The 10748-nt window shown below is 61.4% G+C and carries 10 protein-coding genes; 1 reads left to right on the forward strand and 9 read right to left on the reverse strand.

Going from position 1 to position 10748, the window contains the following annotated elements; translation table 11 throughout:
* Positions 1 to 33: 33 nt before the first annotated feature.
* From ACT6VE_RS10810 to ACT6VE_RS10825, 4 genes are read right to left on the reverse strand one after another with little or no spacing between them, the layout of a single operon-like run.
* The gene (locus tag ACT6VE_RS10810) at positions 34 to 1371 is read right to left on the reverse strand and encodes an acetoin dehydrogenase dihydrolipoyllysine-residue acetyltransferase subunit (RefSeq protein ID WP_444798614.1); all 1338 of its coding nucleotides are present in this window, start codon (positions 1369 to 1371) and stop codon (positions 34 to 36) included.
* 13 nt (positions 1372 to 1384) lie between these two features.
* Positions 1385 to 2605 (reverse strand): transaldolase family protein, encoded by a 1221-nt coding sequence (locus ACT6VE_RS10815; protein ID WP_444798615.1) that lies wholly within the window; start codon positions 2603 to 2605, stop codon positions 1385 to 1387.
* A 25-nt stretch (positions 2606 to 2630) separates the two neighbouring features.
* On the reverse strand, positions 2631 to 3635 hold the full coding sequence (locus ACT6VE_RS10820; RefSeq protein ID WP_444798616.1) for an alpha-ketoacid dehydrogenase subunit beta: 1005 nt from the start codon (positions 3633 to 3635) through the stop codon (positions 2631 to 2633).
* A gap of 20 nt (positions 3636 to 3655) precedes the next feature.
* The gene (locus ACT6VE_RS10825) at positions 3656 to 4642 is read right to left on the reverse strand and encodes a thiamine pyrophosphate-dependent dehydrogenase E1 component subunit alpha (protein WP_444798617.1); all 987 of its coding nucleotides are present in this window, start codon (positions 4640 to 4642) and stop codon (positions 3656 to 3658) included.
* Between the two features lie 447 nt (positions 4643 to 5089).
* Between ACT6VE_RS10825 and ACT6VE_RS10830 the strand changes: the two genes are divergently transcribed.
* On the forward strand, positions 5090 to 6001 hold the full coding sequence (locus ACT6VE_RS10830) for a MurR/RpiR family transcriptional regulator (RefSeq protein ID WP_444798618.1): 912 nt from the start codon (positions 5090 to 5092) through the stop codon (positions 5999 to 6001).
* 61 nt (positions 6002 to 6062) lie between these two features.
* On the opposite strand, the gene ACT6VE_RS10835 is transcribed toward ACT6VE_RS10830, so the two are convergent.
* From ACT6VE_RS10835 to ACT6VE_RS10855, 5 genes are all read right to left on the reverse strand, one after another.
* On the reverse strand, positions 6063 to 6767 hold the full coding sequence (locus tag ACT6VE_RS10835; RefSeq protein WP_444798619.1) for an HAD-IA family hydrolase: 705 nt from the start codon (positions 6765 to 6767) through the stop codon (positions 6063 to 6065).
* A gap of 14 nt (positions 6768 to 6781) precedes the next feature.
* Positions 6782 to 7657 (reverse strand): class II fructose-bisphosphate aldolase, encoded by an 876-nt coding sequence (locus ACT6VE_RS10840; RefSeq protein WP_444798620.1) that lies wholly within the window; start codon positions 7655 to 7657, stop codon positions 6782 to 6784.
* Between the two features lie 298 nt (positions 7658 to 7955).
* Positions 7956 to 9674, reverse strand: coding sequence for an ABC transporter substrate-binding protein (locus tag ACT6VE_RS10845; RefSeq protein WP_444798621.1), 1719 nt, complete (start codon positions 9672 to 9674; stop codon positions 7956 to 7958).
* A 91-nt stretch (positions 9675 to 9765) separates the two neighbouring features.
* The gene (locus tag ACT6VE_RS10850) at positions 9766 to 10185 is read right to left on the reverse strand and encodes a DUF2160 domain-containing protein (protein ID WP_444798622.1); all 420 of its coding nucleotides are present in this window, start codon (positions 10183 to 10185) and stop codon (positions 9766 to 9768) included.
* The coding region (locus tag ACT6VE_RS10855; protein ID WP_444798623.1) for a carbohydrate ABC transporter permease at positions 10185 to 10748 on the reverse strand (564 nt) is incomplete at its 5' end. The genes ACT6VE_RS10850 and ACT6VE_RS10855, both read right to left, overlap by 1 nt.

The raw sequence follows: 10748 nt of genomic DNA on the forward strand, positions 1-10748 counted from the left end.
AAAGACGCGTGGCGCGGCCGGGAGGCGAAGCGCTTAGCCAGCGCTTCGTATCGTTTGGGTGACCAGGCGACCGACGAGCGAGGCGGCTTCGAGCTGCGGCAGGTGCCCGACCTGGGGAAGGCGATGCAGCGCCACATGCGACGGCACGGCATCCGCGTGGTCGGCGAACACGATGCGATCCTCGCGACCGATGATAACTCGTGCCGGCCCACTGAAGCGATTGAGGGCATCGCGCACCGAAAACAGCTGCGTGCTGCCCGAGAAGACACCCGCGGCAAGGCGCGCCTGGTTTTCGACCATCGCGGTCCCTTCGCGGCCGGCCAGCGTGGCGCGGACCAGAACGCCCGGCAGGCTTGCCGGATCGTGGACCAGAAGATCGAGCCAGACCCGCAGTGGCGCCTCCGTGTTCGACTCCAGGAAGCCCCCGACATAGTCGCCGTTGATCCTGGGGCCGAGGCCGGCCGGCGCGATCAGCGTCAGCGACCGCACATCAATATCGCCCCCGCCGGCCAGAGCCGCCGCAACGGCCGCACCCAGTGAATGACCGACCAGATGAAGGCGTTCGACTTTCTCTGCCGCAAGTGCGGCGCGTACGATGGCGACGAGATCGTCGAAACTCTCCGCCGAGGCGTTCGCAGCACCGCCGTGCCCCGGAAGGTCAATGGCAAGGATCGGGTTTTCCACGCCGAGATGCGCGAGGAATGGCCGCCACGCGGAAAGCTCGCCGCCGAAGCCGTGCACGAAGAGCACCGGATCCCCGACACCGGGCTTCAACACCTTGAGCACCGTATGCCCGCTCGAGGGCGCCGGACGCGAGGCGGATCCGCCGAAGGCCACCACCGACGACGATGCGCCGGGCGTGTCGCGCCGATAGGCTTCCACATCGCGCTTGACGACGGCGCCACGCGGGCCCGAGCCCGTTATCCTGGCGATGTCGATGCCCGCGGAAACGGCAAGGCGACGGGCGAGCGGCGAAGAACTTCCGGTGCCGGTCTGAAGGAAGGCGGTCTCTTCCTGGCGTGCCGGCTCCTTCGGGAAGAGCGCGATAGTCTCCGTGGCGGTCTCCACGATCGACTGGGCGTCCTCGCCGGAAAAGCCAGCGGCTGGAGCAGCTTTCTGCTCCAGCGTCTCGCCCTCTTCCCCGACCATCATCAGGGGTTCGAGAACAATCGCCATCTCGCCGACCTGATAACGGACGTCAAGGATCGTACCGGTCTCGAACGCTTCGACTTCGAAGACCGCCTTTTCCGATTCCACCTCCGCGACGATGTCGCCCTTTTTGACCTTGTCACCCAGCTTTACGTGGATCGCCGTGATCTTGCCTTCGGTCAGGTCCTGACCGACCTGCGGCATTAAAATGGGACGTGCCATGACAGTACTCCTCTCAAGCCACGCGCCGGCGAAGCGATTCAACGGATTGGGCAACGAAATCTACGGTTTTCCGGGTGGCGGCCGCAAATTCCGCCGCCGTGGTCGCAAAGGCGCCGAAGCGCGCGAACTCCTCCGGCTTCATGCCGTTGAATTCATAGGCCTGGCGGAAGTACGGAATGCGCAGCAGCTTCTCGATCAATTCCGGAGATGCATCCGTGTCGATCGACGCAGCATCGAAATCCGGCAGCCGGTCCTCCGCCTGCATCAGCTGGGCAATGTAACCGGGCGGGCACGTATAGACAAAATCGCCACCGGCGATCATCGCGATGTGTCCGCTGGAGGCCTTGCCGCCTGGCCCCTCATCCTGGACGCGCATGGAGCACTGCAGCATCTTGCTCGGATGGTTGCGCTCCTTGCCATAGCGATAGGCCCGCTTGAGGACAGCCATCTCGCCGAGGAGAATTTCCTCCGGGGAAAGCGGAATGCCGCGTGCTTCAGCCTGTGTCTTCAGATCGCCGACATTCCCGAGCCGCGAAGACATGTGGGTAATGACGGAACGCCAGCGCGACAGATCGATGCCCGCCGCCCTCGCCCGCTCCAGGCCGCGCGAGACGGCATCCATGCAAGCGACATATTGCGACACGGTGAAAGAGGTTGTGTTGTTGGTCGAAATGCCACGGGCCGTCAGTTCCTCGATGACCTCGTAGCCTTCCTTCGAACCCGGGATCTTCACCATGACATTCGGCGCGATCTCGGCAAGCTGCAGGCCCTCTGCGAGCATGCGTGCCTTGTCCGTGACGAAACGCGGATCGACCTGGCCGGAGACGTAGCCGTATTTCCCGCCAGACGTTTCGAAGGCCTTTTGGATCATCGCCGCGCCGCGCCGTACCACGTCGAGATAGACCGCCCAGTAGATGTCCTCGACATCGTCGGCACTACGCTCCGCGGCAAGCTTGCGTATCTCGTCGGCCCAGAAGGCCGGGTCGGCCTGGATGGCCTGCAACGAAAGCGGCGGGTTGGTCGTGACCCCGCGAAAACCCATTTCACCGGCCGTTGCAACGTTTTCGGCATCGAACAGACGCGTCAGCTGCGCGTCCCATTCGGCCCGCTTTTCCGCGGGCGCGTCCTTGAGCACGGAGGCTTTCCAGCCATCGTATATCAGCGGCGAAGAATCCCACCAGATTTCACAATCCGGGTTGGTCGCCGCGAGCTTTTCCAGCACATGAAGAGACATTGTCGTGTTCCTGTCCTCTCGACGATTATTCGGCGGCCTGCGCCAGCGGCTTCGCATGAAGCGTGCGGCGGGCGGCAAGGACGATGTCGTCCACTTGCGGGACGCTCGCCTTTTCGAGTTCGAGGTTGAACGGGATCGGGATGTTGAGACCGGCAACGATCTCGATCGGAGCGTCGAGGTCGTAGAATGCCTCCTCCTGGATGATCGAGGCGATGTCGGACGCCACGCCGCCACGGCGCACGGCCTCCTGCACGATCACCGCACGGTTGGTCTTGGCAACCGAGCCGAGAATCATGTCCTTGTCGAGCGGCACGAGCGTGCGCGGATCGATGACTTCCGCATCGATGCCCTCGGCGGCAAGCTTCTCGGCGGCCTCCAGCGTGCGCGGGATCATGTTGGACCAGGCGATCAGCGTAACGTCCTTGCCGGGACGCTTGATGTCACCCTTGCCGAACTCGATGACATGCTCCCCATCAGGAACGAGCCCTTTCGTCATGTAGAGGTGCTTATGCTCCAGGAACATGACGGGATCCTGCTGGCGAAGCGCGTATTTCAGCAAGCCTTTCGCATCCGCGGGCGTCGACGGCATCACGACCTTCAGGCCGGGAATGTGGTAGAACAATGCCTCGAGGCTCTGGGAATGCTGCGCCGCCACGCCGCCGCCCGTTCCACCCTGTGTGCGCATGACGAAAGGCACCCTGCCGCTGCCGCCCGTCATCAACCGGAACTTCGCGGCCTGGTTGACGAGCATATCCATGCCGAGCATCGCAAAATCGACATAGAGGATTTCGACGATCGGCCGCGCACCCGCGATCGCTGCACCGACGCCCACACCGATCATACCGGCCTCGGCAATCGGCGTGTCACGCACGCGCTTTGCCCCGTATTTGGCAAGAAGCCCTTCGGTTACCTTGTAGGATCCGCCGCGTTCCGCAATACCCTCACCGATGATGAAAACGGTGCTGTCTCGTTCCATTTCCTCGTCGATGGCCTCGCGCAGCGCATCACGGTACATGATTTCTCTGGTCATGGTGTCTCTCTCCCGGCCACTCAGTAAGCTGCGACGAATTCGCTGAACTCAGCGAGCGTGATCTCACGGCTCGCCTTCGAGAATTCGACTGCGTCTTCGAATTCCTGCCTGATCTCGTTTTCGATCGCATCGATCTCCGCCTGCTCGATGCCGGCGATTTCCACGAGGGCGTTTCGGGCGCGGTCGACCGGGTCGCGCTCCTTGTAGTAGGCGAGCGTTTCGGCCGGCATGTACTTGCCCGGATCGTTCACGTGATGGCCCATGTGGCGATAGGTCTTCGCCTCGATCAGGATCGGCCCCTCGCCCCTGCGGCACTTCTCCACGGCTTGTTGCGTCATGTGATAGACGGCGAGCGGATCGTTGCCGTCGACCTGATGGCTTTCGACGCCGATGCTGAGGCCGCGCTTGTAAAGGTCGACTTCGCGTGTCGATTCCTCGATGCGGGTCGAAACCGCATACTGGTTGTTCTCGATGACAAGAACGAAAGCCAAATTCCAGATCGCAGCCAGATTGAGCGACTCGAGGAGGGTGCCATTGTTGGATGCGCCGTCCGTGGAGAAAGTGACGGTCACGGCGTCCGAACCCTTGATCTGGGCAGCAAGGGCTGCACCGACGCCAAGCGGCGTGCCGGCGCCGACAATACCGTTTGCACCAAGGTTCCCGGCATCAATATCGGCGATGTGCATCGACCCGCCATAACCACGGCAATAGCCCGTCTCCTTCTGGAGGAGTTCCGCCACCATGCGCTTCACATCAGCGCCCCAGGCGATGCAGTGGCCGTGGCCACGGTGCGTGGAGGCGATGAAGTCGCCCTCCTGCAAGGCGGCACAGACGCCCGTCGCGATACCTTCCTGCCCGAGATAGGGATGAAAGTATCCGCGGATCAGCCCCTGGCGATAAAGCTTGATGCCTTCGGACTCGAAGACGCGGATCTTGTAGGCCGTTCTGAAAAGTTTTTCCAGAAGCTCCCGTGAAGGCGCATTCGCCTTATGAGCCTGCGATGCCATGGATATTCACTCCCCGATATATCAATCGCTTACCGATGAAAGACTCTCTAACATCCGCAATTCTGCTTGTCGAGAAAATTTTCACCACAATAAAGCGCCGTGAATTTTCATTGCGAGATGAAGGGAAAGCTCCATTTTTCCGGCTTAATCGCTGATTATATAAGTAAATTTCCGTTGAAGTGACTTCCTCAAGCGCCGATACCATTCCTTCCCGTTGAGAGATCGACAAAAATTTCCGCAACATCTCGCCAAGAAAGTAAAATTTCTTTCAAAACAGAGAGCCGCCCAGTGTGTTTTCGAACACGGCATGCGGCCCTGTCGTCCAGGCGGCTTTTCGATCGCGGCGGCTGTGCAGCAAATGAGTGGAGTAAACTTTTCTTACTTCGCCAGAAGTGCTAACAACGAAACAGGGCTGCGTTGGTAGCCGCTTCCATAATGGATCTGAAAATGAGTGATGCCCGCCCGCTGAGCGACCTGAAACAAAGCGACCTTCTTGAACGGATTCAGGAGCGGTACGGCACGCTGCGCAAATCGGAGCGCATCGTCGCGGATTTCCTGCGCAACAGTGCGGGACGACGCCTCGATTCCTCCATCACAGAACTCGGCCGCACCCTGGGCGTCAGTGAGGCGACAATCAGCCGGGTGAGCCGCGCGCTCGGCTATGACGGTTATTCCGACATGAAGCTCTCGCTTGCCGAGGGTGCGCGCAGCCGTGCGAGTTTCGTGAACCTTCCCCTGGAAATCGAGGACAGCGACTCGTTGATCAGCACGAGCAGCAAGCTGGCCAACCTGCTGATTGCGGGCGTGGCCGGCACCCAGCGGATGCTCGACGCCCACCGCCTTGAACTCGCGGTGGAGGCGCTTCGCAAGGCACGCAAGATTGTCTTCGTCGGCGTCGGCGGTGCTGCCGCCATCTGCGACGAGGCAGCCCACATGTTCATCAAGGCAGGGTTCGAGGCAACCAGCCACCGCGACGGCTACACGCAGACGATCATCGCGGCAACCATGACGGAACAGGACGTCATGGTCGGGATCTCCCACACCGGAACAACCGAAACCGTCGCAGATGCCTTGCAGCTCGCGCGCGAGCGCAAGGCGACGACGATTGCGATCACCAGCAATACGACGTCCGACGTCGCCAAGGCCGCGGATGTCACGCTCACCACCTGGAGCGCAAGCCAGCAGCTCGTCCCGCTTCACGGCGATTTTCTCGAAGGCCGCCTGAGCCAGCTGTTCCTGATCGATCTTCTCTATGTCGGAACGATTTTCAGGGCCGGCGAAGGACCGGCGAAGGCCCTGCGGACAACCGGGGAAGCGCTGGAGAAACGCTATCGGCACAAAGGCGAAAACGCCGGCTGAAACGGTCAGCCGGCGCTTGCTGCTCAAAGGAACGGGACCCAAAATCGGGAACGGATGCGCCTCAAGCCGAGACGGGCGCCGCGATGACTTCGCGACACAGCGCGATATCGACCTTGCCCAGGTCGATATCGTTGACGATGCGATCAGCAAGCGAGAAGTCCTCACCGCCCGTATAGGACGATATGGTCACGATGCACCGCATGTGCGCCGCCTTCGCCGCCCTCAGCCCATTGTTGCTGTCCTCGATAACCACGCAGTTTTCCGGCGTGAGGCCGAGCGTCCCTGCCGCAAGGCTGTAGATGTCCGGCGCGGGCTTCTTCGCAGCAACGACATCGCCGGCAAAGACGGTGATCTTTTCCGATCGTCCGGCCCCGAGCATCACATCCACCACGGCCTGAACGGCCTTCTCGTTCGATGTCGAGCAGACCGCTAGCACAATGCCGCTCGCAATCGCCTCGTCGACGATGCGCGCAATTCCGGGACGCAGCGGCAGGCTGCCCTCCCGGATAAGCCGCATGAAGATCTCCGTCTTCAGCTTGTGGATCCGCGCGATCAGTTCGTCCCGGTCCGGGTGACCGTCGGGCCAGCCCGTCTCGTCGAAATGGCGGCGCATGCGCTCTTTTCCACCGGCGGTGAGCAGCAGTTCGCCATAGCGCTCGACCGTCCAGTGACAATCGATGCCGAGTTCGGCAAAGGCCTCGTTGAAGGAGACACGATGACCATCGCGTTCGGTGTCGACGAGCACGCCGTCACAATCGAATATCAAGGCCTGCATCATCCTCAAGCCCCCGCTGCATGCGCGGCCTTGCCGGCGGAACCGAAGATCCGGATCATGTCGATGACGTCCTTCTTCATCGCATCGTACTGGCCGACGATGAAGGGCAACGGCTCCTCCAGCTTCGGCTTTTCCGCCCGCACCGCCAGGAACCCCTCGATGAAACGATGCTTGTGCATCGTGGAAATATTGACCTTTGCGCAGCCCCCGGCAATGCAACGGTCGAACTGCTCCTGGCTCAGGCCCGTGCCGCCGTGCAACGCAATCGGCACGGTCATCGAGCCGGTAATGCGCTCCAGGAGGCCATAAGCGATTTTCGGCTGCCCTTTGTAGAAACCGTGTGCCGTGCCGATTGCCGGCGCGAAGACGGCAAGGTTCGGCATCTCCTTCACAAAGGCAAGGCACTCGTCGTAATTGGCCAGGATCGCCGAGTCTTCCGCCACGAACTTGTCATCCTCGACGCCGCCGATGGCGCCGATCTCCGCTTCGAGCCCGACGCCGGCCGCTTCCGTGATGCGGTAGATTTCCTCCGAACGCGCCTTGTTCTGCGAAAAGGGCAAAGAAGAGCCGTCGAACATCACGGAGGACCAGCCCGCATCGATACAGCGCCGGATCACATCGGCGTCGCTGCAATGATCGAGATGAAGCGCAACCGGCACATTGACGTCGTCTGCCAGCATGCGCACCCATGTGGCAATCGGCTTGTAGCCCCAGTGCTTGATCGTCTTGACAGACACCTGGACGATGATCGGCGCATCGAGTTCCGCCGCGCCTTCGACGATCGAGCGAACGCTGTTGTAGTCGATCATGTTGAACGCCGCGATCCCGTAGCGGGCCGCCTGGGCCCGCTTGAGCATCGGCCCCATTGTGACGAATGCCATAGTGTCCATCCCGTTCTGCTGGTTTCTGCCGCGCGCCACCACTGGAGCGCAAGGCCTCTTAGGTTCTCCTTTTCTTACCAGATTGGAAATTTTTGTAAATTATTTTTTCCAACAATAATTCACAAAACCCTTTTACAGCAGCATTTTAACTGAAGATCTCGCGGAAAATGTCGCTGGGCCGTGGAAAACACAAGGAGAAACAAGCGATCTATGAAAATATTTTCATTTCTTGAATCTGGAAACAGGAAACGGCCGGAGCAAGGCTCCGGCCGTCCCTTCATGCCTGTCGCTGCTCTTGTTACTGCCAGCTTTTGACGAGTTCGTCATAGTTGACGGTGAGCGGCTTTTCCTTCTCGTTCTCGATCTTGAGCTGCGGCGCGAGGTTGCCCTTTTCGACGGCATCCTTGTTCCAGTAGGCAAGGTCGTGCTCTTCGGCGAGCTTCGGGCCGATATCGCCCTGGACGCCGGCGCGCTCGAGGCGTTCCAGCACCTTTTCCTGCTCGGCGCACAGCGAGTCCATCGCTTCCTGCGCGCTCTTGGCACCCGACGACGCATCGCCGATCGCCTGCCACCACAGCTGCGCCAGCTTCGGATAGTCCGGGATGTTCGTACCGGTCGGCGACCACTGCACGCGGGCCGGCGAACGGTAGAACTCGATCAGGCCACCGAGCTTCGGTGCCCGCTCCGTGAACGACGGATGGGCAATCGACGATTCGCGGATGAGCGTCAGGCCGGTCTGGCTCTTCTTGACGTCAACCGTCTTGGACACCACGAACTGCGCATAGAGCCAGGCGGCCTTGGCGCGGTCGTCCGGGGTGGACTTCAGAAGCGTCCAGGAGCCCACGTCCTGATAGCCGAGCTTCATGCCGTCCTTCCAGTAGACGCCATGCGGGCTCGGTGCGAAACGCCACTTCGGCGTACCGTCCGCGTTGACGACCGGCAGACCTTCCTTCACGAAGTCGGCGGTGAACGCCGTATAGGTGAACATTTGCTGGGCGACCTCGCCCTGGGCCGGAACGGGACCCGCCTCGCCGAAGGTCATGCCCTGGGCGGATGCCGGAGCGTAAGCCTTCAGCCAGTCGAGATACTTCTGGATGGCATAGACCGAAGCCGGGCCGTTGGTGTCGCCGCCGCGCGCAACGCACGAGCCGACCGGACGCGACTTCTCGTCGACCTTGATGCCCCATTCGTCGACCGGCAGGCCGTTCGGCAGGCCCTTGTCGCCGTTGCCGGCCATCGACAGCCAGGCGTCGGTGAAGCGCCAGCCGAGCGACGGGTCCTTCTTGCCGTAGTCCATGTGGCCATAGACCTTCTTGCCGTCGATCTCGCGGCCGGTGAAGAACTCGGCAATATCCTCGTAAGCGGACCAGTTGACCGGAACGCCGAGGTCGTAGCCGTACTTCGCCTTGAAGTCCGCCTTGTTCTTCTCGTCGTTGAACCAGTCATAGCGGAACCAGTAGAGGTTCGCGAACTGCTGGTCGGGCAGCTGGTAGAGGTCGCCGTCTGGAGCGGTGGTGAACTTCAGGCCGATGAAGTCTTCCAGGTCGAGGCCCGGATTGGTGACGTCCTTGCCTTCGTTGGCCATCCACTTGGTGAGCGAACGGGCCTGCTGGTAGCGCCAGTGCGTGCCGATGAGGTCGGAGTCGTTGACATAGGCGTCATAGACGTTTTCGCCCGACTGCATCTGGGTCTGCAGCTTTTCGACGACATCGCCCTCGCCGATCAGGTCGTGGGTGATCTTGATGCCGGTGATCGCGGTGAAGGCCGGAGCCAGCACCTTCGATTCGTATTCATGCGTGGTGATCGTTTCGGAAACGACCTTGATTTCCATGCCGGCAAACGGCTTGGCGGCATCGACGAACCACTGCATTTCCGCTTCCTGGCCGGCGCGATCGAGCGACGACAGATCGCCGATCTCGGCATCCAGGAACTTCTTGGCAGCGTCCATGTCCGCGAATGCGGAGCCGGTAAACGCCAGCAGCATGACTGCCGTCGTCGTCAGAAGTTGCTTTCGCATAGTGATCCTCCCTTGGATTTTGCGATTGCGGTATTGCGATTGCATGCGTTGAAGGCCCCATACTCTCCCCGGGGCCTCCCTTCCCGATTGCCTAGACGAAGCGGAACACGCCGATGGCGTAGACCACGGACAAGGCAAGAGCCCACCACAGGTTGGCGCCGATCAGCCCCAACCATGCGAGATGAATGAACGCCGAGCCGAGCAGCGACACGAACAGCCGGTCGCCGCGTGTCGTCTCGAAGCGCAGGATGCCGACGCGCGGATTGCCGCCGGGGCTGGCATATTCCCAGACGCCCATCAGCGCGATCAGCGTGAAGATCGTCAGGAAGAACATCGCCGTCGGGAACGACCAGGCCATCCAGCCGCCGGTGATCAGCGGCGCGAAGAAGTCGCGCGCACCGTCCTTGACCGGAAGCCCCAGGAACAGCGCGCCGGCGATGACGACATAGACGACGAGCACGGCGACAAGCGCGACGGGCCAGCGATTGTTGCGATTGACGATGGCAGCCATCAGACCCTCCCCAGGGCAAAGCCCTTGGCGATGTAATTGCGGACGAAGTAGATCACCAGCGCGCCGGGAATGATGGTCAGCACGCCGGCAGCGGCCAGCACCCCCCAATCCATGCCCGAGGCAGAGACCGTGCGCGTCATCGTGGCGGCGATCGGCTTGGCATCCGTCGTCGTCAGCGTGCGGGCGATCAGGAGTTCGACCCAGGAGAACATGAAGCAGAAGAAGGCGGCGACACCGATGCCGGACGCAATCAGCGGCACGAAGATCTTGACGAAGAATTTGGGGAACGAGTAGCCGTCGATATAGGCGGTCTCGTCGATCTCCTTCGGCACGCCCGACATGAAGCCTTCGAGGATCCACACGGCAAGCGGCACGTTGAACAGGCAGTGGGCGATGGCGACCGCGATATGCGTGTCGATCAGGCCGAAGGCCGAATAGAGCTGGAAGAACGGCAGCGCGAAGACGGCCGGCGGCGCCATGCGGTTGGTGAGCAGCCAGAAGAACAGGTGCTTGTCGCCGAGGAACCGGTAGCGCGAGAAGGCATAGGCCGCCGGCAGCGCCAC

Origin of the sequence: Shinella sp., from assembly GCF_052438155.1 — a bacterium.
Classification (GTDB): domain Bacteria; phylum Pseudomonadota; class Alphaproteobacteria; order Rhizobiales; family Rhizobiaceae; genus Shinella.

What these genes read in the sequence shown, in the direction of transcription:
- ACT6VE_RS10810 (WP_444798614.1), bottom strand. Translation starts at nt 1,371, where the DNA reads ATGGCACGTCCCATTTTAATGCCGCAGGTCGGTCAGGACCTGACCGAA.
- ACT6VE_RS10815 (WP_444798615.1), bottom strand. Translation starts at nt 2,605, where the DNA reads ATGTCTCTTCATGTGCTGGAAAAGCTCGCGGCGACCAACCCGGATTGT.
- ACT6VE_RS10820 (WP_444798616.1), bottom strand. Translation starts at nt 3,635, where the DNA reads ATGACCAGAGAAATCATGTACCGTGATGCGCTGCGCGAGGCCATCGAC.
- ACT6VE_RS10825 (WP_444798617.1), bottom strand. Translation starts at nt 4,642, where the DNA reads ATGGCATCGCAGGCTCATAAGGCGAATGCGCCTTCACGGGAGCTTCTG.
- ACT6VE_RS10830 (WP_444798618.1), top strand. Translation starts at nt 5,090, where the DNA reads ATGAGTGATGCCCGCCCGCTGAGCGACCTGAAACAAAGCGACCTTCTT.
- ACT6VE_RS10840 (WP_444798620.1), bottom strand. Translation starts at nt 7,657, where the DNA reads ATGGCATTCGTCACAATGGGGCCGATGCTCAAGCGGGCCCAGGCGGCC.
- ACT6VE_RS10845 (WP_444798621.1), bottom strand. Translation starts at nt 9,674, where the DNA reads ATGCGAAAGCAACTTCTGACGACGACGGCAGTCATGCTGCTGGCGTTT.
- ACT6VE_RS10850 (WP_444798622.1), bottom strand. Translation starts at nt 10,185, where the DNA reads ATGGCTGCCATCGTCAATCGCAACAATCGCTGGCCCGTCGCGCTTGTC.